The organism is Modicisalibacter luteus DSM 23508, assembly GCF_000378505.1.
Classification (GTDB): Bacteria; Pseudomonadota; Gammaproteobacteria; order Pseudomonadales; family Halomonadaceae; genus Modicisalibacter; species Modicisalibacter luteus.
Window position 1 is genome coordinate 135794 of sequence record NZ_KB899994.1, and the last position, 21529, is coordinate 157322.

The 21529-nt window shown below is 59.4% G+C and carries 21 protein-coding genes; 18 read left to right on the forward strand and 3 right to left on the reverse strand.

Annotated features, from left to right (window positions below; genetic code table 11):
* Positions 1–5: 5 nt before the first annotated feature.
* The 8 genes from mltG to F568_RS0110450 all read left to right on the forward strand — a co-directional run bounded on the left by mltG (position 6) and on the right by F568_RS0110450 (position 7629).
* Positions 6–1007, forward strand: coding sequence for an endolytic transglycosylase MltG (gene mltG / locus F568_RS0110415; protein WP_019018662.1), 1002 nt, complete (start codon positions 6–8; stop codon positions 1005–1007).
* On the forward strand, positions 1007–1678 hold the full coding sequence (tmk, locus tag F568_RS0110420; RefSeq protein WP_019018663.1) for a dTMP kinase: 672 nt from the start codon (positions 1007–1009) through the stop codon (positions 1676–1678). Before mltG ends, tmk begins: the two co-directional genes overlap by 1 nt.
* Positions 1669–2652 (forward strand): DNA polymerase III subunit delta', encoded by a 984-nt coding sequence (locus F568_RS0110425; RefSeq protein ID WP_019018664.1) that lies wholly within the window; start codon positions 1669–1671, stop codon positions 2650–2652. The genes tmk and F568_RS0110425 overlap by 10 nt, the downstream gene beginning before the upstream one ends.
* Positions 2653–2736: 84 nt before the next feature.
* Complete coding sequence (locus F568_RS0110430; protein WP_019018665.1) at positions 2737–3072, forward strand: PilZ domain-containing protein; 336 nt, start codon at positions 2737–2739, stop codon at positions 3070–3072.
* A gap of 111 nt (positions 3073–3183) precedes the next feature.
* The gene (locus F568_RS0110435) at positions 3184–4011 is read left to right on the forward strand and encodes a TatD family hydrolase (RefSeq protein WP_019018666.1); all 828 of its coding nucleotides are present in this window, start codon (positions 3184–3186) and stop codon (positions 4009–4011) included.
* 23 nt (positions 4012–4034) lie between these two features.
* On the forward strand, positions 4035–4595 hold the full coding sequence (locus tag F568_RS0110440; RefSeq protein WP_019018667.1) for a DUF1285 domain-containing protein: 561 nt from the start codon (positions 4035–4037) through the stop codon (positions 4593–4595).
* Positions 4592–6775 carry an ATP-dependent helicase gene (locus F568_RS0110445; protein ID WP_019018668.1) on the forward strand — a complete coding sequence of 728 codons (2184 nt, stop codon included), beginning with the start codon at positions 4592–4594 and terminating at the stop codon, positions 6773–6775. Before F568_RS0110440 ends, F568_RS0110445 begins: the two co-directional genes overlap by 4 nt.
* Before the next feature lie 14 nt (positions 6776–6789).
* Positions 6790–7629, forward strand: a complete 840-nt coding sequence (locus tag F568_RS0110450) for a sulfurtransferase (protein ID WP_019018669.1) — start codon at positions 6790–6792, stop codon at positions 7627–7629.
* 68 nt (positions 7630–7697) lie between these two features.
* Here F568_RS0110450 and F568_RS0110455 read toward each other — a convergent pair whose 3' ends face one another.
* The gene (locus F568_RS0110455; protein ID WP_040476205.1) at positions 7698–9353 is read right to left on the reverse strand and encodes an electron transfer flavoprotein-ubiquinone oxidoreductase; all 1656 of its coding nucleotides are present in this window, start codon (positions 9351–9353) and stop codon (positions 7698–7700) included.
* 432 nt (positions 9354–9785) lie between these two features.
* Between F568_RS0110455 and F568_RS0110460 the strand changes: the two genes are divergently transcribed.
* The 8 genes from F568_RS0110460 (at position 9786) to F568_RS0110495 (ending at position 16792) form a co-directional block, all read left to right on the forward strand.
* Positions 9786–10538, forward strand: a complete 753-nt coding sequence (locus tag F568_RS0110460; protein WP_019018671.1) for an electron transfer flavoprotein subunit beta/FixA family protein — start codon at positions 9786–9788, stop codon at positions 10536–10538.
* Positions 10535–11464 carry an electron transfer flavoprotein subunit alpha/FixB family protein gene (locus tag F568_RS0110465; protein WP_019018672.1) on the forward strand — a complete coding sequence of 310 codons (930 nt, stop codon included), beginning with the start codon at positions 10535–10537 and terminating at the stop codon, positions 11462–11464. The genes F568_RS0110460 and F568_RS0110465 overlap by 4 nt, the downstream gene beginning before the upstream one ends.
* Positions 11465–11635: 171 nt before the next feature.
* On the forward strand, positions 11636–12445 hold the full coding sequence (locus F568_RS0110470; RefSeq protein WP_244874808.1) for a DUF3450 domain-containing protein: 810 nt from the start codon (positions 11636–11638) through the stop codon (positions 12443–12445).
* Complete coding sequence (locus F568_RS0110475) at positions 12442–13836, forward strand: MotA/TolQ/ExbB proton channel family protein (protein ID WP_019018674.1); 1395 nt, start codon at positions 12442–12444, stop codon at positions 13834–13836. The genes F568_RS0110470 and F568_RS0110475 overlap by 4 nt, the downstream gene beginning before the upstream one ends.
* Positions 13820–14365: a MotA/TolQ/ExbB proton channel family protein gene (locus tag F568_RS0110480; RefSeq protein WP_019018675.1), complete on the forward strand. Its 546-nt coding sequence runs from the start codon at positions 13820–13822 to the stop codon at positions 14363–14365. The genes F568_RS0110475 and F568_RS0110480 overlap by 17 nt, the downstream gene beginning before the upstream one ends.
* On the forward strand, positions 14358–14762 hold the full coding sequence (locus F568_RS0110485) for an ExbD/TolR family protein (protein ID WP_026300474.1): 405 nt from the start codon (positions 14358–14360) through the stop codon (positions 14760–14762). The genes F568_RS0110480 and F568_RS0110485 overlap by 8 nt, the downstream gene beginning before the upstream one ends.
* The gene (locus F568_RS0110490; RefSeq protein ID WP_019018677.1) at positions 14762–15526 is read left to right on the forward strand and encodes an energy transducer TonB; all 765 of its coding nucleotides are present in this window, start codon (positions 14762–14764) and stop codon (positions 15524–15526) included. The genes F568_RS0110485 and F568_RS0110490 overlap by 1 nt, the downstream gene beginning before the upstream one ends.
* Positions 15527–15529: 3 nt before the next feature.
* Positions 15530–16792, forward strand: coding sequence for a tetratricopeptide repeat protein (locus F568_RS0110495; protein ID WP_019018678.1), 1263 nt, complete (start codon positions 15530–15532; stop codon positions 16790–16792).
* A gap of 3 nt (positions 16793–16795) precedes the next feature.
* Here F568_RS0110495 and xthA read toward each other — a convergent pair whose 3' ends face one another.
* Entirely contained in the window at positions 16796–17611 is an 816-nt protein-coding gene (gene xthA, locus F568_RS0110500; protein ID WP_019018679.1) for an exodeoxyribonuclease III, read from the reverse strand.
* Positions 17611–17856: a hypothetical protein gene (locus F568_RS0110505; protein WP_019018680.1), complete on the reverse strand. Its 246-nt coding sequence runs from the start codon at positions 17854–17856 to the stop codon at positions 17611–17613. Before F568_RS0110505 ends, xthA begins: the two co-directional genes overlap by 1 nt.
* 157 nt (positions 17857–18013) lie before the next feature.
* Between F568_RS0110505 and rhlB the strand changes: the two genes are divergently transcribed.
* Positions 18014–19288 (forward strand): ATP-dependent RNA helicase RhlB, encoded by a 1275-nt coding sequence (gene rhlB / locus F568_RS0110510; protein WP_019018681.1) that lies wholly within the window; start codon positions 18014–18016, stop codon positions 19286–19288.
* A gap of 8 nt (positions 19289–19296) precedes the next feature.
* Positions 19297–21435 (forward strand): ATP-dependent DNA helicase DinG, encoded by a 2139-nt coding sequence (gene dinG, locus F568_RS0110515; RefSeq protein WP_019018682.1) that lies wholly within the window; start codon positions 19297–19299, stop codon positions 21433–21435.
* The last annotated feature ends 94 nt before the right edge of the window (positions 21436–21529 follow it).

The window sequence follows — 21529 nt, forward strand, 5'->3', positions numbered from 1 at the left end:
ACCGCATGCGTCTGTTGAAATTATTTGTGACGATGACCGTCCTGGTGGCGGCGTTGGCGTACGGTGCCTATGCATACTGGCAATCACGCCTCGATGCGCCGGTGGCTATCGATGAACCTACACTCTATGAAGTGCCTCGTGGCGCTAGCTATCACCGGATCGTGAGGGAGCTGGCAGAGCGGGGGATCATTAGTGAAGATTGGCCGTTCAGGGTGTTGGCAAGGCTGTCACCTAACAGCTTGCCTCAGCTGCGTGCCGGAGAGTTCATGATAGAGCCGGGCATGAGCGGGCGTGAGCTTATTGCGCTGCTAAGCAGCGACCAGGTCGTAACGTATTCATTGACCATTCCTGAAGGCTGGACTTTCGACGACATGCGCGATGCGCTGGCTGATGCCTCCAAGCTTACCCAACTGACCAATGATATGAGCGACGAAGAGGTCATGGCCGAGCTGGGGCATCCCGAGCAGCATCCCGAAGGGCGCTTCTTCCCGGATACCTATCGTTATCATAAGGGAATCAGTGATCTGGACATCCTTCGTCAAGCCTATGATCGCATGCAGGCGGAACTGACCCGGGCGTGGGAAATGCGGGTGGAAGGCCTGCCACTAGATTCACCCTACGACGCGCTGATCATGGCCTCACTGATCGAACGCGAAACCGGTGTCGATGGCGAGCGTCGCCAGATTGCCGGTGTGTTCGTGCGTCGCCTCGAGCGTGGGATGCGGCTGCAGACCGACCCGACTGTCATTTACGGCATGGGGGATGCTTACGAAGGCAATATCACGCGTGCCGACCTGCGCCGTGCGACGCCATACAATACCTACGTGATCGATGGTTTGCCGCCTACTCCGATTGCCCTACCGGGACGTGCAGCCCTTCAGGCTGCCGTTGACCCGGCCGAGGGGGACAGCTTGTACTTTGTAGCCAAGGGAGACGGCAGTCACCATTTCTCGCGTACCTTAAACGAGCATAATGCCGCTGTACGGCGTTACATCCTGAGTCGCTGATGGCAGGACGCATGCATAACGACACGCAAGAATACCGCCATGGGTGCTTTATCACGCTTGAAGGTGGGGAGGGCGTCGGCAAGAGTACCAACCTGGCCATGGTCTGCGAATTTCTCGAGTCCCGAGGCATCGAGGTGGTAAAGACGCGCGAGCCGGGCGGAACCCCGCGCAGTGAGGCTATTCGTCACTTATTACTGGATCCGTCTGAAGTCGAACCGTTGTGCGACGATGCCGAGCTGTTACTGGTATTTGCCGCACGGGCCCAGCACCTCGCCTGCAAGATTCGTCCGGCGCTGGCGAGAGGCGCATGGGTAGTGTGTGATCGTTTCACCGATGCCACTTTCGCCTACCAAGGGGGAGGCCGGGGCATCGATAGCTCACGCATCTCACGTTTGGAAGATCTTGTCCAGCAAGGTCTGCAGCCTGACCTGACGCTTCTGCTGGATATGCCGGTCGATGCTGCGCAGCAGCGTGTCACTCAACGCGGCACTGAGCGTGACCGATTCGAACGAGAGCATGTGGCGTTTTTCAACGCGGTGCGCAATACCTATCTAGAGCGGGCTCGGTCGTCACCGGAGCGTTTTGCAATCATCGACGCTGCACGGCCATTGACGGAAGTTGAGACCGCTATTCGTAACTGTCTCGAACAAAGGCTAGCGTCATGGAAATGAGCCCTCTGCCTTGGCAGCGGGAGCTCTGGGGTCGCCTGATCGAGCTGCAGGACAGGGCGAAGTTGCCACACGCCTTGCTTATCTCTGGGGCTCATGGTGTCGGAAAGCAAGCATTTGCGGACGCCTTGGCCGCGCGCACCTTGTGCCGCAACCCGCAGGAGACGGCTTGCGGACAGTGCCATGGCTGCCAGATGCTGAAGTCAGGCTATCACCCCGATCTCATGCGGGTTTCACCGCAGGAGAAGAGCCGTCAGATCCGCATCGATCCGGTTCGTGAGGTCAATGCCTTCGTGACCCAGACGGCTCAGCAGGGGGGCTACCGGGTCGTGATCCTGCAGCCGGCCGAGGCAATGAACGTTGCCGCTGCCAATGCACTGCTGAAAAGCCTCGAGGAGCCTGGCGAGCGCACCTTGTTCCTGTTGCTCGCTGATGTTCCTTCACGCATGTTGGCGACCATACGGTCACGTTGCCAGCATTGGGCATTAGGAGTACCTGACAGCGAGGCCTGTCTGCCTTGGCTTAGTGACCTGCTGCAAGATAGCCATGAAGCGGCGTTCTGGCTGCGTGTCGCAGGTGGCTTGCCGATGCTCGCGCGTGAGTTCGCAGCACCTGAAGCGCGTGGGTTGCGTCAGGAACTTCAGGAATTGTTCGATGCGCTGGTACGTGGCGGCGAACCGGTTGCCGAAGCGGCTAGGCTTGAGCGCCAGGCTGTCGAGCGTATCCTGGGGTACGGTATCGCCTGGCTCGAGGACCTGATACGTCTGGGACTATCCGGTGACAGCGATCGGGTGCGCAATCCGGACTTATTGCCTCTCTACCGTCAGGCAGTAAAGAACGCTCGCGTTCGCGACTGGTTCCGGCTGCTGGACTACGCACGCGAGCAGCGTCGCCTGCTAGTGGCGGGGGGCAACCCCAACCCTCAGCTCGTGCTCGAAGCTTGGCTGGTGCGGTGGTCGGCGCTGCTGCGCTCCTGAAGCCCGGCGTTACTTGCCGCCGATGGGCAATCGTCATCGGTTTGCGTAAAGTAGGCCATCGCAAAGTTTACAAGAGGCGTACCAATGGTGGGCAAAAAAGCCATGTCTCTGGCCATTCGAGACACCCAAACGCTATTGTCCGCATATATGCCGAGCCTGGAACGTGGCGGTATTTTCGTACCTACCCAAGAGCGCTACTTGCTCGGGCAGGAAGTCTTTCTGTTACTGACTCTGCCTGACGAAAGTGAGCGCCTGCCGGTGACAGGTAATGTGGTTTGGCTTTCACCCCCCGGAGTGTCGGGACGTCGGGTTCCTGGCATCGGCATCCAGTTCAGCGCTGGGGATCAAGCAGTCCGCGACCGTATAGAAAATCACTTGGCCGGACAGCTCGACAAAGGTGCATCCACCTACACCCTATAATCGGCTTGTTCGGTGATGGGCCGGCTTGTCTCGCTGGTCGTGTGTCGCCGGTCGATGCCTTGGGCGAGCTGACGGTTTATCCTTCGATTCACTGATTTCCGAGCAAAATGCATGTTTGTCGATTCTCATTGCCACCTCGACCGTCTTGATCTAACCGCCTACGCAGGTAGCCTGGACAGGGCGCTCGATGCAGCCCGCGCTCGCGGTGTCCGTCAGTTTCTAGCCATCGCGGTGACCCTCGATGACGTCAAGCAACTGGCTGGTATCGCTCGTGTCCATGAGGATGTCGTCATTTCGGCGGGGGTTCATCCCATGCATCAGGTTGATGAGGAGCCGAGCGTCGAGGCCATTAAAGCCTGTGCTGAGCGCTTCGATGCCGTGGCGATCGGAGAAACCGGTCTCGACTATCATTACGATACGATTCCTCGGGAGAGTCAGCAGACGCGTTTCAAGCGGCACCTCCAGGCTGCTACCGAGCTTGAGCTGCCGGTCATTGTGCATACCCGAGACGCCCACGAGGAGACACTTCAACTGATCCGAGAGCATACGGACCCGGACATCGGCGGCGTACTGCATTGCTTCACAGAAGACTTAGACATGGCCCGTGAGGCGGTTCGACTGGGGTTCTTCATCTCCCTGTCGGGGATCGTGACATTCCGCAATGCCGAGTCGATCCGCGAACTGGCGAGGTCGGTTCCCTTGGATCGTCTGCTAATCGAGACGGACAGTCCTTATCTGGCTCCGGTGCCACATCGAGGTAAGCCCAACGAGCCGCAATGGGTCGTTGAAGTCGCCGAGTGCATTGCCCGCGAGCGAGGAATCAGCCTTGATGAAGTGGCCATGCAGACCACAGCGAACTTCTATCGCCTGTTCCGTGCCGCAGCGCCGCAGGCATCTGCTGAAATGCGCCAGATCCTCTCCGATGCCAAGCTGATCTGATACCCCTTGCAAGGAGCCCGATCATGTCGCTGGAACCGTTGTTGTCCCATATCGAAGCGAATGGGGAAGTTCCGCCGGTAGACCGTTGGAACCCCGATTTGTGTGGCGACATGGACCTGGTGATACGCAGTGATGGTGTCTGGGTGCATGAAGGTACGCCCATCGGTCGTCCCCGCTTGGTAAGGCTGCTGTCTACGGTTCTGCGCCGGGAAAGCGATGGCGACTACTATTTGGTAACGCCTGTCGAGAAGATGCGTGTTCGCGTCGAAGATCGTCCGTTTCTGGTCGTCGATGCCGAGCGTCACGATAAAGCGGGATCAGCCGTATGGTGGTTGACGACCAACGTGGGGGACAGGGTTTGTCTTGATGAGCAGCGTCGATTATTGGTGTCCATGACGCCTGACGGCGAACCGGTCCCGGAGGTGGCGATACGTTTTGGGCTGAGCGCGCGGCTCAATCGTAATGTCTTCTATCGCCTGGTCGATATTGCCGACCAGCGTCAGCAAGGGAAGGATATCGAACTCGGATTATCCAGTGCCGGATATTGGCAGCCATTGGGGCGGATCGATACGGAGCTGCTGTGAAGCTGACTTCCGAGCAGTGGGCTGTCGTACGTCATCGTAAAGGGCACGCGCGCGTGGCTGCGGTGGCCGGGGCTGGAAAGACCACCACCCTGGTCGCTCGCGTGCTGCACTTACTTCAGCGGGGCGTGCCGGCACGCCGCATTCTAGTGTTAATGTTCAACCGGGCCGCCCGAGAGGATTTCACCGCCAAGCTCGTTGCCATGGCGCCGCCCGGCCAACCATTGCCTGAGGTGCGCACGTTCCATTCCATTGGCCATCGCTTGACTCAGAGTCTCACGCGGTGGGGGTGGCTCTCGCCCAGGGAGTTATTGACCGCCGACTGGCAACGCGAGCGCCTGCTACGTCAAGCCGTGTATACCTGCCTGGAAACGGCGGACAATTCGACTCGCGACGCTGCGTTGGAAGCGGAGCGTCTTGAAGCGCTGGGAAATTTTTGCGATCTGGTCAAGGCGGAGATGGCGACGCCCGCCGAATTCTATGAGCGCTTGGACTATGGGCCCGACACCCTGCATTTCGTCGAGGCCTTCGATCATTATGAGGCGTTGCTCGAACAGCATGGACGTATGACCTATGCTGATCTTCTCTACCGTCCTCTTCGTTGTCTGGAGAATGAAGAGGAGGCCCGGGCCCGCGTTCAGGGATTTCTCGATCACGTCATAATCGATGAATACCAAGACATTAATGAAGCCCAGCAGCGATTGCTCTCTCTGTTGACGGGAGCGCGTGCTGAGGTCATGGCGGTCGGTGACGCCAACCAGTGTATCTACGAATGGCGAGGTGCACGTCCCGATTACATGCTCGAACGGTTCGAGGCGACCTTCGGTCAGGCCACGGATTATCCGCTATCGATGACGTTTCGTCATGGACACGCCCTGGCGCTGACAGCCAATCATGCCATTCGTAACAATCGGCGACGCCCCGACCAACTGTGTATAGCGGCGCCGCAAAATCCGCAGACGACTCTGGATGCGGGGCAGGGCGCCACTCGCCTCATCGAAGAACTTCAGGCCTGGCAACATCAAGCCCGGCCTCTCCAGCAGGCCTGTGTGTTGGTAAGGAACTGGGCGCTTTCGGTTGCCGTGCAATTACAGCTTTTGCGTGCCGGTATTCCTTTCCGGCTGGCTCGTGAGGAGCGCTTCGTGTTCCGCCTGCCGCTGGTCCAGGCTCTGGCCGGTTATTTACGTCTGAGCCGCGATGCCAGGCTGCTGCATGATCCTGCTCATCTTTTTTTGCTCTTGTCGCAACCGACATCCTTCGTGGCGCGTGAGCGACTCCAGACATTGTCGCTTCACTTGGCGCAAACACAGCATTGGCCCGACCGGCAGGATGCGCTTCTTGCTTCGCTCAAGCCTGCCCAGCGTCGTACGCTCAAGCGTCGTTGGGAGCTTCTCTGCGAGCTGCCCAGGCTGGCTAACCTGCCACCGGCGAAACTCTTGGAAATCGTGGTAGAACGCTTGGACGCCGAGAAGGTGCTGAAGCGAGCTGCAGCACGTCGTGAAAAAGGAGAGGAGGACGTCCGCTTGCTCGATGTGTTGATCGAGCAAGCGGACGAACTTGCTCTTGCGCCGGACGAGCTCATCGAGCGGCAGCAGCGACCCAAGGGAGAGCAAGACGACGGAGTGTTGATCACTACCGTGCATGGCGCCAAGGGGTTGGAATGGCCGCTAGTCGTACTGTGGGGAATGAACGAGGAAGATTTTCCTTACTACAGTAAAGATAATCCGTTGGATGAGGAGCGTCTCGAAGAAGAGCGGCGCCTATTCTACGTTGCCATCACGCGAGCGCAGGAGCGTTTGGTGATGTTGCACGACACTGGCGATCATCGCCCGAGTCGCTTCCTGGCTGAAAGTGCCTGGCAGGATGGGAATCTTGTTGCCCAGGCGCTAGCGAATAACGGACGAGACTCGCTTAGTGTGAAGGTGCCGGCACTCATAGAGCGCTATTTTGCTGCTTTAGGCGTTGAGCTACCCGTTGAGTGTTCGCTAAGCGCTGAAGCCGATACAGTAGCAGGAAGCCCGACGTATTATCGGCCGGGGCAGCAGGTTCGACATGACGTCTTCGGCCACGGGGAAATATTGATTGTCGAAGGGGATCCGGATAATCCGGTCATCGATGTCCGCTTTACGCATGCCGGCCGTCGTCGTTTGATCGCTCGCCGTTCACCGCTCGAACTGCTGTAGGGAGGGATGCCTGCATGAAACAAGACTGCCTAATTGATGTAAGCTCGCTGCGCACCTTGATGCGCGGCCCGATAGCGCCACGTATTTTGGATTGTCGGGCTCGTCTGGAGTCTGATCAGGCTGGTCAACATCTATGGGAGGCTGGCCACATTCCAGGCAGTGTTCATTTCGATCTAGAGCGTGATATGGCGGATAGGGCTGGTGAGGGCGGTCGGCACCCCTTGCCCTCGCAGACGGCTTGCACCCGCACTGTACAGCGATTGGGGCTGAGCGCGTCGGTGCCGGTCGTGGTCTACGATGACCGTGGAGGCCAACTGGCAGCGGCCCGGGCATGGTGGATGCTGGCCTGCTGGGCGGGCCACGCCGATGTCAAGGTACTTGATGGAGGCTTGCCAGCTTGGCTGGCTGCAGGAGGAGAGATGGCGGTCGAGCGGTTACCGGCCGAACGCCCCCCCGGGCCACCCGGAAGCTGGAAGCCTACCTTCGATAATGAGGTGTTGGTCGATGCAGAGGGAGTGACTGACTCATCGGTCATGAAAGTGGACGCACGTTCGCTGGAACGTTTTCGCGGCGAGAGCGAGCCCATCGATGCCGTGGCAGGCCATATCCCGGGGGCTATATGCCGACCTAGTTCGGCGAATCTAACTGAACAAGGAACCTTCAAGGCACCACAGCAACTCGACGCCGAGCTTCCGGGTTCCGATCATATCGTAAGTTACTGCGGCTCAGGGGTTACCGCCTGCCACAATATACTGGCTTACGCGATTGCCGGACGCCCCTTGCCCCGGCTTTACGCTGGGTCATGGAGCCATTGGATTTGCGATCCCAAGCGCCCAGTGGCTACCGGCAACTAACTGTCTGGAATCCATTCCGTTTCCTGTGAGGCGAAACATCGGCATGCCATGGCATGCCGATGCTAGCTTTACATATTCGGGTAGTTGGGCCCGCCGCCGCCTTCCGGCGCTACCCACTCGATATTCTGCGCCGGGTCCTTTATGTCGCATGTCTTGCAGTGGATGCAGTTCTGGAAGTTGATCTGAAACTTCGGCTGACCATCATCGCCTTCGACCACTTCGTAAACCCCCACCGGGCAGTAGCGCTGCGCAGGTTCGTCGAACTTCGGCAGGTTGTCGCGAATCGGGATGGCTGGGTCCTTGAGACGGAGGTGGCTGGGTTGGTCCTCTTCGTGATTGGTATTGGAGAGGAATACCGAGGACGGCTTATCGAAGGACAACTTACCGTCGGGCTTGGGATAGTCGGTCTTGTTGTACTTGGTGGCCAGTTCCAGCTTGGCGTGGTCAGGTGTTGTGTCGTGTACCGCTGGCAGTTTCCCTCCCAGCCACTGGTCGATGAAATTGTAGGCGCCCCCCAATATGGTGCCGTACTTGTGAATCGCTGGGCCGAAGTTAGCAGTCTCGCGAAGCTCCCGGTAGGCCCAGCTCTGCTCCCAGCGGGTTGTGAACGCGGTGAGTTCTCGTCCACCTTCATCGCCTTCATTGAGGGCCTCGAAAACCGTCTCTGCCGCGACCAGCCCTGACTTCATGGCTGTATGCAGCCCCTTGATCTTGGCGAAATTGAGGGTGCCGGCATCGCAGCCGATCAGCAGCCCGCCTGGAAATGTCATCTTCGGCAGGCAGTTGATGCCTCCCTTGGTGATCGCGCGCGCGCCGTAGGCCACCCGTGAACCGCTCTCAAGGTACTGCTTGATCAGCGGATGGTGCTTCATGCGCTGAAACTCGTCGAAGGGTGACAGGTAGGGATTCTGATAGGCGAGGTCCACGATCAGGCCGACGACTACCTGCTGGTTCTCGGCGTGATATAGGAAGAAGCCGCCATGGGTTTCCTTGTCGAGCGGCCAGCCGGAGCCGTGCAGGACCAGTCCAGGCTCGTGCCGTTCGGCGGGAACGTCCCACAGCTCCTTGAAACCGATCGCATAGTGCTGCGGATCACGCCCTTTGGCCAGGTCGAAGCGATCGATTAGGCGCTTGCCAAGGTGGCCCCGGGCGCCTTCGGCAAACAGGGTATATTTGGCGCGCAGTTCCATGCCCGGCATATAGCCATCCTTGGGCTCGCCGTTGGCACCGACACCCATGTCACCGGTAATAATGCCTCGTACCGTGCCGCTATCGTCGAGCAGGACCTCCTGAGCGGCGAAACCTGGAAATACTTCGACACCAAGTTCCTCTGCCTGTTCGCCCAGCCAGCGGCACAGGTTGCCGGCGCTGATCACGTAGTTCTGTTCATTGTCGGCGCCAGGTGTGCCGACATTGTGCATGGTCTTGGGGATCAGGGCATTGGGGAGTTTACGGGCGTTGTTTTCGTCCTTGAGGAGGTAGACTTCGTCGCGTATCGCGGGCGTATTCAAAGGCGCGCCACGTTCTGCCCAGTCGGGAAACAGCTCGTTGAGTGTCCGGGGCTCGAAGATGGCACCGGATAAAATATGCGCGCCGACTTCGGAACCCTTTTCGACCACACAGACGCTGAGTTCGCGTTCGGCTTCATTGGCCTGCTGCATCAGGCGGCAAGCAGCGGCCAAGCCGCTGGGGCCGGCACCGACGATGACTACATCGAAGTCCATGTGTTCGCGTTCCACGTCTTACTCTCCTCGGTCAAGCGGTGCTATCGCGCTGCAGCACCGTGTTTGGCTACCATTCTTATCGATCGGTGCAGGTTGGTAAAAATTCTATGCCCTGCATCGGAAGTCGTTTCACTGCGCCGTATCATATCGTGTATGGACGGGGTCAGGCACGTTGATGGTCCGCATCCATTCTGTCGTTTGGAAGCTTCTGTGACTAAATCACTATATTTAAAACGGTCGTTTGCTTCCACTCTGCTTTCATGCTAGTGATATGCTCCAGTCAATGGATGCCGCCCGCTTGGCGTTTGGCCGTATTGGGCCGCTTAACAAGCTGTGGCAAACTAGGTCCTTTTACGGCTTCGACTCCCTATCAAACGCTTGCATGAATATATAGCTGCTGGTTCTAACAAGCGAAAATCTAACGAGGACGCCATGAAAGTACTCGTCGCGGTTAAACGCGTCATTGACTACAACGTCAAGATCCGCGTCAAGGCGGATCATTCCGACGTCGACCTTACCAACGTCAAGATGGCCATGAACCCATTCTGTGAGATTGCCGTCGAAGAGGCGGTGCGTCTGAAAGAGAAGGGCGTTGCCACGGAAATCGTCGCTGTGACCGTCGGGCCCAAGGCTGCTCAGGAGCAGTTGCGTACTGCGCTAGCACTGGGGGCCGACCGGGCCATCCACGTCGCCACTGACGAGCGTGTCGAGTCGTTGGCGGTGGCCAAGCTGCTCAAGCAGGTCGTCGACGTGGAACAGCCGCAGCTTGTGATCCTCGGTAAGCAGGCCATCGACACTGATAACAACCAGACCGGGCAGATGCTGGCTGCGCTGACTGGCTGGGGACAGGGTACCTTCGCCTCGAAAGTGGATGTCCAGGAAGGCACCGTCAATGTCACCCGCGAGATTGATGGTGGCCTGCAGACCGTAGCGCTCAAGCTACCCGCCGTGGTCACTACTGACCTGCGTCTCAATGAGCCGCGCTATGCCAAGCTGCCCGACATCATGAAGGCCAAGAAGAAGCCGCTCGAGACTAAGACCCCCGAGGAGCTCGGCGTCGACATCGCCTCCAAGGTCACCCAGCTGCAGGTCGAGACCCCGGCCGAGCGCAAGGGAGGCATCAAGGTCGGCTCGGTGGACGAGCTAGTCGACAAACTCAAGAACGAAGCCAAGGTGATTTCATGAGCATCCTGATCCTCGCCGACCATCACGATGGCCATCTCTCCGGCGCCACCGCGCATGTAGTCGCCGCGGCGCAGCAGATCGGTGGCGGTGACATCGACCTCCTTGTTGCCGGTCAGGACGTGCAGGGCGTAGCCGAGCAGGCAGCTAAGCTCGATGGCGTGGCACGGGTGCGTGTCGCCGACCATGCAGCCTACGCTCACCAGCTTGCCGAGCCGCTGGCCGACCTGCTGGTGCGTCTTGCCGACGGCTATAGCCACGTGCTGGCCAGTTCCTCCACGACCGGCAAGAATGTGCTTCCGCGGCTGGCTGCACTCAAGGACGTCGCTGCCATTTCCGACATCCTCGACGTGGTGAGCACTGATACCTTCAAACGTCCGATTTACGCCGGCAATGCCATCGCCACTGTGCAGAGCGCCGATCCGCTCAAGGTGCTGACTGTGCGCAGCACGGCCTTCGACGCCATCAGCGAGAGTGGCAATGCCTCCATCGAGATGGTCGATGTGGCGGTCGATAATTCGCTGTCGAGCTTCGTCGACGAGCAACTCGAACAGAGCGAGCGGCCTGAGCTGGGCGCGGCGCGTGTGGTCATCTCCGGTGGCCGTGGCATGGGCAATGGCGAGAACTTCAAACTGCTCGACGGAATCGCCGACAAGCTGGGGGCAGCGATCGGTGCGTCGCGTGCGGCAGTGGACGCCGGCTTCGTGCCCAATGACATGCAAGTAGGGCAGACCGGCAAGATTGTCGCGCCGGAGCTCTACATCGCGGTGGGAATCAGCGGGGCAATCCAGCACTTGGCGGGGATGAAGGACTCCAAGGTGATCGTAGCGATCAACAAGGACGAGGAGGCGCCGATCTTCCAGGTGGCGGATTACGGCCTGGTAGGCGATCTATTCCAGATCCTGCCGGAGCTTGAACAGAAGCTGTAAGTACGGCACGGCGATTTATCGCAAAACCGGCTCCTGATGGGGCCGGTTTTTTCATGGAAGCGAAAGTATCTTTATTGATAATTGTTCTTGTTTGTATTAGCTTGGTCATTTGTTCTGATTGAAGCGCTGCGCGTGATCTCTGCTCCACGCCTAGCGCCAGTGAGGAAACTAATGAGCGCAAGTTACATGAAGCAAGGACTGTTGCGCCGTTCCTGCCGCCTATCTGTCGTCATGCTCCTGATGGGAGCCTGTACCTTGGCGTTGGCTCAGAACGACGTACGCGAGGAAAGCATCGAAGCGCAGCGAGAGCAGGCCGAACTGCAGGAAAAGATTGATGCGGCAGACGAGGCAACACGAGAGGCGCTACGTGAATTGCGTGCGGCGGAGCGCGAGGCCAACCGGCTCAGGGCCTATAATGCAGAGCTTGCCCCATTGGTCGAACGGCAATCCGACGCCATTGTGCAGCGTGAACAGGCGCTGAGCACCTTATCGGAAACTCGCGAAGCACTTCCGGTATTGATGCGTGACATGGTCGATAGACTGCGCCGGTGGGTGGAGGCGGACCTGCCATTCCTGCAGGAGGAGCGTCTGGCACGTGTCGACGAGCTTGAAAACATGCTTGCCGACGCCGAGATGAGCGCATCGGACAAACTGGATAGGGTCCTGGCCGCTTGGCGCACCGAACTCGATTACGGACGTGAAATGGATGCTTGGCGGGGGCAGCTCGTCGGAGCGGAAAATCGTGAAGTCGATTACTTGCGTCTGGGGCGTGTGGGTTGGTACTACGTCGCTCCCGATGGAAGCAAAGGGGGTGTCTGGAAAAGCCGTGCCAACCAGTGGCAGTCGCTTAACGATGAGCAATTGGCTGAGGTGCGCAAGGGCATACGTATTGCGCGAGAGCAGCGTGCCCCAGAATTGCTGGCTTTACCGACCTCGATCGAGGTATCTGTCAGCGGGCCGCAGAAAGAGGAAACGTCATGAAGTTCCGCGTGCTACTGACGTTTGGTCTGCTGTCCTGGTTACCGCTGGCGTTAGCCCAAAGCGGCGAGGACCTGTCCGGAACCGACGGCAGTCGGCCGTCCCCCGGTCAAATCTTGGAAACCCTGCGCGCCGACCATCAAGCTGCCGAGGCACGGGATAGTCAGCGCCTCGAGGCCCTGCTTAGCGATCAGCAGGCGCTTGACGCGGCACTCGCCGAGGCACGTGAGTCGCTGGCTCAAGCCCGGGAGCGCCAGGAATCTCTAGAAACCCAGCAATCCGAGCAACAGACACGTCTCGGTGAGTTGCGTGAACGCCGAAGCGAGGAAGCTGGCGATCTGGAAAGTGTTTATGACGTTGCACGACGCCATGCCAGCGATCTGCGTAACTCACTGAACGACAGTTGGCTCATCGTGGGTGGTCAAGCTCAATTACCTGCGCGTCTCGACGATGAAGGATTGCTGGACGTCGCCGCGCTTTCCGCCTTGGGCGACAACCTGATATCGCTCACGATCGAAAGCGGGCAGGGCATCGAGTTCACCGCGCCGGTTGCCGGTGCGGCCGGTGAGGTCACGTCCCGAGACGTCGTTCGGCTTGGCGATTATCTGGGCTTCAGCAACGGCCAGTTACTACGAGTGCCCACCGAGTCAGGGCCACTAAGCGTCGCTGAGCAGACACCGTCCTATGTCTCGGAGCTACTCGAAGCATACCAAGGTGGAATCGGCGAGGTGGTCGCCTTCGATCCGACCCGTGGTGTGGTGCTTGATGCTCTGGCACAGCAACCTGGCCTTTGGCAGCGTTTCCAACAGGGCGGTGCCGTAGGTTACGTCGTGGTAGCGCTGGGGGGCATCGGTCTCGCCATTGCCCTGGCGCAGTACGCCTACTTGCTGTTGGTCACGGTGCGTATGCGACGGCAACTGCGTGAGCCGAACTCCCTTCGTCAGGACAATCCCCTGGGGAGAGTCTTGATGCGGTTCAGTGCCTTGAACGAAGGACATGCCCCCGAGGCGCTGGAAGCGCGTCTCGACGAGGCGCTGCTGGCTGAGCAGCCACGCCTGGAGCGTGGCCAGCCTCTGGTCAAGCTACTGGCAGCCGTTGCGCCACTGCTGGGGCTGCTGGGGACTGTCACGGGGATGATCGTCACTTTCCAGTCGATCACCGTTTTCGGTACCGGCGACCCACAGCTGATGGCCGGCGGGATAAGCCAGGCCTTGGTGACGACCGTGTTGGGCTTGATCACGGCAGTACCTTTACTCTTTGCACAGACGGCTCTAGCCAGCCGCAGCCGTGATCTGATCGGAACCCTCGAAGGGCGAGCCAGCGCTGTACTGGCGGAGCATCTCGAATCCCGTCCGGCCGAGGTCAGTGAGCGTCGCCATGCCTCTCTTGCTTGAGCCGCTTTACCGTCTCGCCGAGTCCGGTGGGGCGGTGCTGGTCGTGATTGCAGTCGTGGCTACTGCCTTGTTCGCGTTAGGGCTTGAACGATGGTTTTATTGGCGTTTTACCCATCGTAGGGCGCGGCAGGCATTGGTGTCTCGGTGGACAGCGCGCCGCGACCACGCCAGCTGGAGCGCATTGACACTGCGTGAAGTTTGGACCCGGGATCTTATCGCGCGTTTGCGGCAGCCCCTGCCTTGGCTCAAGTTGCTGGTCTCGTTATGCCCGTTATTGGGTCTATTGGGAACGGTGACAGGGATGATCCATGTGTTCGATAGCTTGGCGATGACCGATGTTGGCCAAGCGAGAGCAATGGCCGACGGTGTAGCGCGAGCGACCCTGCCGACGCTGGCCGGTATGGCTGTCGCTGTCGTCGGCCTGCTCTTTACGACGCGCCTGGAGCAGGTGATCCGGCGCGAGGATCAGCGTTTGCACGATCGCATGGCTCGTGCCGCCGAGGAATATGTGGAGAGAACCCATGCGTAGACGTCGAATGCAAAGTGACGGTGAGGCGGCCGAGATCAATCTCACGCCGATGCTGGATGTCGTGTTCATCATGCTGATCTTTTTCATCGTCACGACCAGTTTCGTCAAAGAGAGCGGTATCGAGATTGATCGCCCCGAGTCTTCGGCTGCCTCACCGCGCCCTGATGCCCAGGTAATGGTTGCTATTAGTAATGAAGGTTCGGTCTGGGTTGACGGTAAACCGGTAGACACTCATCGAGTCGGGCCGGTCGTGGCCAGCATGGTGAGCGCCGAGGGAAGCGTCGTGATACAGGCTGACCGCAACTCGACGACAGGGTTGTTGGTAGAGGTCATGGATCGTATCCGCGAAGCTGGGGTCGACAACGTCGCGGTGGCTGCAACCAGAGGGAGTCGCTGATGCGTTACCTGCTGGGCACGGCGGGGGGTATCGTACTAGCGCTAGCGCTATTTTTTTTGCTGGCGTTGCTGGTAGCGCCGCCGGAAGACGAGCGACAGGTCATCGAGATGCCTCTGTCCGTATCCATGGTCGAGGCGCCGGCTGAGCAAGCTCCCGAGGGTGTCGCGAGTCCGGCAGAGTCGATGCCGCCCCCACCGGCCAGTGCACCGCCTCTGCCGCCTGCACCGATGCCGAGCCCGGCAATCGATAGCAATATTGCCATGCCGGAACCTGACTTGCCGGCGACGGAGGCGCCTGCAGCGCCTCAGGAAATGGAGCTGCCTGAACTGACGGAGATCAAGCCCCAGCCTGAGCCGACACCACGACCTGAGCCGCGCCCCGAGCCTGCCCCTGAACCCAAGCCTGTGTCAGCGCCAAGTTCGCAGCCTCAGTCAACGCCTACCGAGTCGTTGGTCGATAGTGGTCAGGCATCCACTGCCGCATCGGCGGCTAGTGGAGAAGTTGCCTCGCCTCAGCCGACGCGTCGGGTGCCTCCCGAGTATCCGCGGCGCGCCTTGAGGCGGGGAATCGAAGGATACGTCGAAGTGCGTTTCACCATTCAGCCCAATGGCAGGGTGGATCAAGGTTCTCTGCGCGTCGTCGAGGCTCGGCCACGCAATGTGTTCGAGCGCGCTGCCATGCGGGCTATCGCTGACTGGCATTTCCCTACTGCGTCGGCACCGCGCGAAGCGCGTCAGCGTCTTGAATTCAAGCTCGAGGGGTAAGGCATGGTGACGCATAGGCAGCTTCGTGCGCTTGTGTGCGGTAGCGGAATTATCGCAGTCGTCCTCTTTCCTATGATCGGCCAAGCAGCGCCCGCGTTGCGCCCCGATATGGTGCGCAGTCTTGAGGCCATGCAGCAACGTTTGTCCGAAGGTGATACCGCCAATGTGGCAAGTCGGTCCAAGAGTGCGGCTGAGCGGCTCGAAGGCGGTAATGCGTCCGATCGTTGGGCCAGGGCACTCTTTTTGCAGTTGGCCGCTACGGCTGAGGCGCGCATGGGTAATGACGCGAAGGCGGCCGACCTGTTTGCCACGGCGCGTGGCATCGACGGGGTCGAAGCTGCACAGCGCCTCCAGTGGCTAAATCATGAGGCGCGCTTGCGGCTGCGTGCCGGGCAAAGCGAAAGAGGCTCTGAGCTCCTTGATCGATGGCTCAGCCAAGCCGGAGGGCAGGCCGGGGCTGAGGACTACTGGCTGATGGCCCAGAGCCTGGCCAGTCAGTCGCAATGGCAGGCCGCGGCGAGCTGGGTGGACCGTGCCCGCCGGGACGATGCGTCGACGACGGACGAGCGTCTCGGCCTGGCGGCGAGCGTCTATCAACGTGCCGGGCGCAACGATGCCGCCTTTGCCATCCTGGATCAGCTACTGTCTGGGGGCAGTAACAATCCTGACGCTTGGCGTCGTGCTGCGGCACTGGCTCAGCGCTTGGGGGATACCGGGCGCGCAGCTGCGCTCTGGGATGCCGCCTGGCGTCAAGGTGTGCTGGCCACCCAAGACGACTTGCGTCAGTTGGTGAAGCTGCATATGGCGGGGGGTACCCCGGCGAGAGCAGCAGAATATCTGGAAGAGGCACTGAAAAAGGGCGAGCTGGCACGTAACGAGGCCAATCAGCGGTTATTGGCCGAGGCATGGGCGGCAGCGAAGGATCGTGATCGCGCTCTTCAGGCATGGCGGCACTTGGCCGAACAGACTCAGGCAGGGCAGGACTGGCGCCGGCTCGTTGAACTGGCTTATGGCTGGGGATATTGGCGAGCTGTTATCGACGCTTCGGTCAAGGCGCGTGAAGCCGGGGAGAATTCGGCGCGTTCTTGGTTGCTCGAAGGCATTGCTTATGTCGAACTTGGCGAGCGGGAAAAGGCCCGACAGGCGTTCATGTCAGCACAAAAAGCCGGTGCCGATCAGGCCGAGGCCTGGCTGGTCACACTCGATAGCGCAAGCGAGGGGGCAGTTCCGCCCCCCACCCAGGTCGATGTTCGCAGCGAAAGCTGATAGCTATAGGTCGAGTTCGGCCCATACCGGCGCGTGATCCGAGGGCCGCTCCATGCCACGCAACACATAGTCGATGCCTGAATCCGTGACAAGCTCGGCCAAGGGCTGGCTCACCAGGATGTAATCGATGCGAAGGCCGCGTTTAGGGTCGCGCTCGAACCCTCGCGAGCGATAGTCGAACCAGCTGAAAAGATCATGTCTATCCGGATAGCAAAGCCGGTAACAGTCATGCATTCCCCATGATTTGATACGTCCCAGCCATTCTCGCTCGATCGGCTGAAAGCTGGTCTTGCCCTCACGCAACCAACGCTTGCGACTGGGTTCGCCAATGCCGATGTCGATATCTTCCGGTGAGATATTGAAGTCGCCCATGACCGCGATGCGTTCCTCGGGGCGATGCGTATCTTCAAGGAGGCGCTGCATCTGGTTATAGAAACGCTCCTTGTTCGGGAATTTTGTCGGGTGGCTGATATTTTCGCCTTGAGGGAAATAACCGTTCCAGACGGTCATTGACTGGCCATCAGCTCCTGTGAGGCGGACACCAATCAGGCGGCGCTGGGCTTCTTCCCCATCGTCTGGAAATCCGTAGAAAACTTCCTCGGGTTCCTCGCGGCAGAGCAGGGCAACGCCGTAATGGCCCTTCTGGCCATGGAAGTGCACGTGGTAACCCAGCGCCCGCACGGCATCGGCAGGAAAATCGTCGTCCTGTACCTTGGTTTCCTGTAGACCAATCACATCCGGTGAATGAGTGGTCACAAGTGCTTCCAACTGGTGGAGCCGCGCACGAATACCGTTGATGTTGAAGGACACCAAGCGCATTACTCGTCTCCGTTTCTGTCGGTATTCCCTGGGCGGCCGTTGAGATCCAACAGAGGCGCTTCCTTTTGGCGGGCCTGCTTGCGAGCAGCTTGTGCCTTCCGCTGCTGCCGCTTTTTCTGGACGAACCGCCGTGAAGAGGTCACCTCGTCGGGATTTTCATGGCGCCACTTGCGATAGTCTTTGCGCCGACCGGTACGCAGGGTCACCTTGTCGGCCAGTGAGCGCGTCTTCTTCTTGCGTGTCATAGAGCTTTCCTGTGTTGGATGAGGGCGATTCTAACAGCTAGGCAGGAATGGCCGACAGTCACCTGCAAGTGTCGGGGACGCGCCCTGATTGCCAATGGCTGTTACAATGGCGGCTTGTTTCTCCATCCATCGAATTCCGGAATAGAATCTCAAGCCTATGAGTGAGTCGGAAAAGACACCAGCGCCGGCCCAGAACCGCAAACCCAAGCGTCGCCGGCGGAAGCCGCGCAGATCGCAGCCCAGCTGGGACTTGCGACAATTTCAGGTGGCGCCGGTTGCAGGCAAGTGGCGGTTCCATGACTTCGATCTACCGTTGCCGCTGATGCGGGCGATCCATGCCCTGGGGTTCGAATACTGCACGCCGATTCAGGCAGAGGCGTTGGCCCATACATTGCTGGGTGGCGATGTGGTGGGCAAGGCCCAGACAGGTACCGGCAAGACGGCGGCCTTCCTGATTTCCATGTTGGCCTACTTCCTCGAAGAGGAAGTCCCTGACGGGCAATTGCCGGGTGCGCCGCGCGCATTGATCGTGGCACCGACACGGGAACTGGCCCTGCAGATTGAAAAGGATGCCAAGGCCCTGGCGCGCTTCACGTCACTTAACGTGGCCAGCGTGGTTGGTGGCATGGACTACCAGAAGCAGCGCGACAGCCTGGGGAAGAAGCTCGATATCCTCGTGGCTACGCCTGGAAGATTGCTGGATTTCCATCAGAAGCGTGACATCGACTTGAGCCAGGTCGAAGTGCTAGTGCTCGACGAAGCGGATCGCATGTTGTCGATGGGTTTCATCCCGGACGTCAAGCGCATCATCCGCTACACGCCCAAAAAGGAAGAACGTCAGACCTTCCTATTCTCGGCAACGTTTACCCCGGATATCCTCAATCTCGCTAGCCAGTGGACGCATCAGCCAGCCCACGTCGAAATCGAGGTGACCGTTGATAACGCAGCGCACATCGATCAGCGGGTTTACCTCGTCAGCGATGATGACAAGCAGCGTTTACTGGTAAACCTGCTCAAGCAAGAGGACTTCGAGCGCGTTATGGTGTTCGGCAATCGCCGTGATCTGGTTCGTAAGCTGGACGATCTACTGCGCAAGGCCGATATCAATGTAGCAATGCTGTCCGGGGATGTACCTCAGAATCAGCGCATCAAGACTCTCGAGCGTTTTCGCGAAGGTGAGGTATCGGTACTGGTTGCTACCGATGTGGCCGGTCGCGGCATTCATATCGATGATGTCAGTCATGTCATCAATTACACGCTGCCGGAAGATCCCGAAGACTACGTTCATCGCATCGGGCGTACCGGGCGAGCCGGGGCCAAGGGTGTGTCGATCAGCTTCGTGGGTGAGGAGGATGCCTTTTCGCTTCCCGAAATCGAGAGCTACATCAATGACAAGCTTCCCTGCGAGCATCCGCCCGAAGGGATGCTCTGAGAAAAGCCATGCTCAAAGAGTCCCTGAAGGACGAGATCCAAACCGCGTATCGTCGGGTCCTGGAGGGGCTCGAGCTGACTCCGCGCTACGGACAGCGGCTGATGATCGCCGAGATTGCACGGACCCTGGCATCCATAGAGACAGACGATAGCGGGCGCCGCCTATCCAATGAGCATATCTGCGTGCTCGAAGCCGGGACGGGGACAGGCAAGACGCTGGCCTACCTGTTGTCGGCACTACCGGTGGCTCAGGCGCGCGGCAAACGGCTCGTTGTTTCGACAGCCACGGTGGCGCTGCAGGAACAGGTGCTGTATCAGGATTTGCCTGCGCTCAAGAAGCATAGCGGCCTGTCGTTCAACTATGCCTTGGCCAAGGGCCGAGGACGCTATCTGTGTGTAGCCAAGCTGGATCAGGCCATGGACGGCGTCGAGGAAAACCCCACGCTGTCTCTGTTCGAACAGGCGCTCGAATCCCGCGACGGGGACGATTTTCATGTATTGGTGCAGGAACTGGCGGAAGCGTACGGCAATGGCCGCTGGGAAGGAGATCGAGACAGTTGGCCTGGTGCCATCGAGAATGGCCAGTGGCGACGCCTGACGACCGATCATCGGCAGTGTACCAATCGCCGCTGTAGCCATTTCAGTGCCTGTGCCTTCTTCCGGGCACGACGGCATCTCGATCAAGCTGATGTCATCGTTGCCAACCATGACCTGGTCCTGGCGGATCTGGCGTTGGGCGGTGGCATCGTGCTGCCGTCGCCCAAAGACTGTATCTATGTCTTCGATGAAGGGCACCATCTGCCGGACAAGGCGCTCGAACATTTCTACCATCGCTTTGGTGTCAATGCCACGTTGCGCTGGTTGCGTACCCTCAAGAAATCGCTGACCGAGTTGAACGCGGCGCTTGCCTCCCAGCCAACGCTGGCACGGCTGTTGGCGGGTTTCCCCGAGCTGATTGCAGCGCTTGAGCCTCGCCTCGGAGAGGCCTATGCGCTAGGGCACCAGATTGCCGAGCTACCCCATGGCTCGGGAGAAGAATCCCGGCATCATCGTTTCGCGATGGGGCGAGCGCCTGAGCCGCTGCGTGAGCTGGCATCGGCCTTGGTCGTGCCGTTTGCCGAGCTGTCGCGCAACATGGAAACCATGGCCGATATCCTGCGTGAAAGCCTCGATCCGGACAAGTCGACCGGGCTGGCAAAAGAGCAGGCCGAGCCTTGGTTGCCATTGGTGGCCCTGTTGCATGGACGTGCCCTGGAAGCCCATGCCTTGTGGCAGGCCATGGCCGCGGATGACAGGGAGGGAGAGCCACCGCAGGCCCGATGGATGACCTTCGAGCAGCAAGGGGGGGATAATGAGCTGACTTTTTCGGCCAGCCCCGTCTCGGCGGCAGAAACCCTGGCTCGCTATCTGTGGGGCAGCTGCTTTGGGGCAGTCATTACTTCTGCGACGCTGACGGCACTAGGCCGGTTCGAGCGCCTCCAGGAGCGTGCCGGGCTGGCCAATCGCTATCGCTACCAGCGGTTGCCGAGCCCTTTCGACTATTCCAAGGCTGTACTGAGTATCCCTCAGATAGCTGTCGACCCAGTGGATCGCGAATCCCATGAGCGGGCCATAGTTGACTTCGTCAGCTCGTTGGAAGCGACCGAAGCGGTACTGATGCTGTTCTCCTCGCGGGCGCAAATGCGTGCCGTGGAGAAGGCATTGTCTCGTACGCAACAGGAGGATCGAGTCCTTTCCCAGGATCGGCTTCCAAAGCGCGAACTCATCGAGCGTCATCGTAAGCGAGTCGATGCTGGCGAGGGCAGCATCATCTTTGGCCTCGCCAGCTTCGCTGAGGGTATTGATCTGCCTGGGGATTATCTGACCCATGTGGTCATCACACGGTTGCCTTTTGCCGTACCTGACGATCCGGTCGGCGCCACCATGGCCGAATGGATCGAGAGTCGAGGCGGGAATCCATTCATGCGCATTTCGGTACCTGATGCTTCGATCAAACTGGTTCAGGCTTGTGGTCGGTTGATCCGCAAGGAAGCCGATCAAGGACGTATCACGCTATTGGATCGACGCGTACTTACGCGTCGTTATGGTCGGGCTTTACTCGATTCATTGCCTCCATTCCAGCGCGAGATCGATGGTGTGATGCAGTGATCGTTGCCGCTGGTTATGGCTAGCGAGTAAAGGTGCAGATACGTAGAAGGCCTGCCATTTCTGGCAGGCCTTTTGGGTTTGGTCGGCCCTGGTT

Bases quoted from the DNA above. Each gene is read 5' to 3' on its own strand.
- mltG (WP_019018662.1), top strand. From the start codon at position 6: ATGCGTCTGTTGAAATTATTTGTGACGATGACCGTCCTGGTGGCGGCG.
- tmk (WP_019018663.1), top strand. From the start codon at position 1,007: ATGGCAGGACGCATGCATAACGACACGCAAGAATACCGCCATGGGTGC.
- F568_RS0110425 (WP_019018664.1), top strand. From the start codon at position 1,669: ATGGAAATGAGCCCTCTGCCTTGGCAGCGGGAGCTCTGGGGTCGCCTG.
- F568_RS0110430 (WP_019018665.1), top strand. From the start codon at position 2,737: ATGGTGGGCAAAAAAGCCATGTCTCTGGCCATTCGAGACACCCAAACG.
- F568_RS0110435 (WP_019018666.1), top strand. From the start codon at position 3,184: ATGTTTGTCGATTCTCATTGCCACCTCGACCGTCTTGATCTAACCGCC.
- F568_RS0110440 (WP_019018667.1), top strand. From the start codon at position 4,035: ATGTCGCTGGAACCGTTGTTGTCCCATATCGAAGCGAATGGGGAAGTT.
- F568_RS0110450 (WP_019018669.1), top strand. From the start codon at position 6,790: ATGAAACAAGACTGCCTAATTGATGTAAGCTCGCTGCGCACCTTGATG.
- F568_RS0110455 (WP_040476205.1), bottom strand. From the start codon at position 9,353: ATGGACTTCGATGTAGTCATCGTCGGTGCCGGCCCCAGCGGCTTGGCC.
- F568_RS0110460 (WP_019018671.1), top strand. From the start codon at position 9,786: ATGAAAGTACTCGTCGCGGTTAAACGCGTCATTGACTACAACGTCAAG.
- F568_RS0110465 (WP_019018672.1), top strand. From the start codon at position 10,535: ATGAGCATCCTGATCCTCGCCGACCATCACGATGGCCATCTCTCCGGC.
- F568_RS0110470 (WP_244874808.1), top strand. From the start codon at position 11,636: ATGAGCGCAAGTTACATGAAGCAAGGACTGTTGCGCCGTTCCTGCCGC.
- F568_RS0110475 (WP_019018674.1), top strand. From the start codon at position 12,442: ATGAAGTTCCGCGTGCTACTGACGTTTGGTCTGCTGTCCTGGTTACCG.
- F568_RS0110480 (WP_019018675.1), top strand. From the start codon at position 13,820: ATGCCTCTCTTGCTTGAGCCGCTTTACCGTCTCGCCGAGTCCGGTGGG.
- F568_RS0110485 (WP_026300474.1), top strand. From the start codon at position 14,358: ATGCGTAGACGTCGAATGCAAAGTGACGGTGAGGCGGCCGAGATCAAT.
- F568_RS0110490 (WP_019018677.1), top strand. From the start codon at position 14,762: ATGCGTTACCTGCTGGGCACGGCGGGGGGTATCGTACTAGCGCTAGCG.
- F568_RS0110495 (WP_019018678.1), top strand. From the start codon at position 15,530: ATGGTGACGCATAGGCAGCTTCGTGCGCTTGTGTGCGGTAGCGGAATT.
- xthA (WP_019018679.1), bottom strand. From the start codon at position 17,611: ATGCGCTTGGTGTCCTTCAACATCAACGGTATTCGTGCGCGGCTCCAC.
- F568_RS0110505 (WP_019018680.1), bottom strand. From the start codon at position 17,856: ATGACACGCAAGAAGAAGACGCGCTCACTGGCCGACAAGGTGACCCTG.
- rhlB (WP_019018681.1), top strand. From the start codon at position 18,014: ATGAGTGAGTCGGAAAAGACACCAGCGCCGGCCCAGAACCGCAAACCC.
- dinG (WP_019018682.1), top strand. From the start codon at position 19,297: ATGCTCAAAGAGTCCCTGAAGGACGAGATCCAAACCGCGTATCGTCGG.